At 62.1% G+C, this 414-nt stretch carries 1 protein-coding gene; it reads left to right on the top strand.

The genetic code is table 11. The features are described 5' to 3' along the window. The coding region (locus ETC02_RS17060) for a hypothetical protein (protein WP_216367882.1) at nucleotides 1-208 on the top strand (208 nt) is incomplete at its 5' end. Nucleotides 209-414: the final 206 nt, after the last annotated feature.

Genomic DNA, 414 nt, shown 5'->3' with positions numbered 1-414 from the left:
GGCCAAGCGGCGGATGAAGGAATGCACCTCCATCCGGCCGGTCATCGATCTGCCGGAAATCATCAGCGCCATGATCGACGTCTGCGACGCCGATCCTGCCGTCATGGAGAAGGTCGGAAAAAAGATGCTCGAACGCCGGGCGCAGCAACTGGCCGAATTGCAAAACGGAGTCAGGTTCGGTCCCAGCAGCGGGAAGCAATCCAGCTAGGCCGACGATCCATTGGGACATTTTCCGGGTTGCGATCCGCTGCGCCCGACGTGGCCAGCGTGCCGCTGGCCACGTCGATCCGGGCGTCCGCAGGATTGTATTGGGACATTTTCCGGGTTGGCTGCAATCGGCAGTTGCCGCTGACCTGACGGTCAGCAGCAGCTGCCTCGCCGTTGCTGCGGAGGCCTATTGGGACATTTTCCGGG

It is taken from the genome of Geobacillus sp. DSP4a (assembly GCF_013096875.1).
Lineage (GTDB): Bacteria > Bacillota > Bacilli > Bacillales > Anoxybacillaceae > Geobacillus > Geobacillus thermophilus.
The sequence above is the reverse complement of the archived record's forward strand: the minus strand, read 5'-3'. Positions and strand labels throughout refer to the sequence as shown.